Below are 712 nucleotides of genomic sequence, written 5' to 3'. Positions count from 1 at the left end.
GATTGACGGCGGCCCGCGCCTTGATCTGCCGCTGTCGTGGCCACTTTCCGGCAAGCGAGAACATGCGCTCGAACGCGCCAGCGTCGCGGCGCCGTTTGATTGCGGCATTCGTGCAATCAACGCTCTTGCCACCATGGGGGTGGGGCAGCGGCTGGGACACAGCAGATCCGGCCGCCTCGGCATCAAGCGGTTCGCCAGCGACGCTTTCGGACCCCGGCGCACCAGACGCCATAAGGGTCACATGCGGTGCTGGATCGGACGGCATGATGGTGCCGGATGGCATATCAGGCGGCAAGATTTTGCCGTCCGGCAATGCCGGGCGAGGGGTGGCACGAACCGGTGCTGCGGGTACCGCAGCGTCGGGCAGCACACCCGCATTGGCAGGCTGCGTCGGGAGAGCAAGATCAGTCGGGACCCCAGGCATCACCGTGGCCGTCTGCGAGGCCTCGACCTGCAACAGCGATGCGCCAAGCACCCCGGCGAAATCAGTGCCAGGCTGGCCCGCAGCATCGGGCAGCACAATATCGCCCACCCCCAAGGGTTGGCGCAAGAAAGCAGCATCAATCGGCGCGCGGGGAAGCGTGGACGGCATGGGCAGCACGGGCGGATACTCCGAAAGGTCGTTTACTTATGCCTATGCAACTTGCGTGCCATCGACATAGCAAGCGGCGCCGTGCGGCGATCGCGGGCTTCGAAAAGCGCGGTTTCGGCT

The 712-nt window shown here is 65.6% G+C and carries 1 protein-coding gene; it reads right to left on the bottom strand.

From position 1 onward, the window contains the following. A partial coding sequence (locus SOQ14_RS14235) for a hypothetical protein (RefSeq protein WP_322898781.1) occupies nucleotides 1-532 on the bottom strand: 532 nt, incomplete at its 3' end. Between the last annotated feature and the right edge of the window lie 180 nt (nucleotides 533-712).

The sequence above is a fragment of the Erythrobacter epiphyticus genome (assembly GCF_034653295.1).
Classification (GTDB): domain Bacteria; phylum Pseudomonadota; class Alphaproteobacteria; order Sphingomonadales; family Sphingomonadaceae; genus Erythrobacter.
This window is presented reverse-complemented; position numbering and strand designations above follow the sequence as displayed.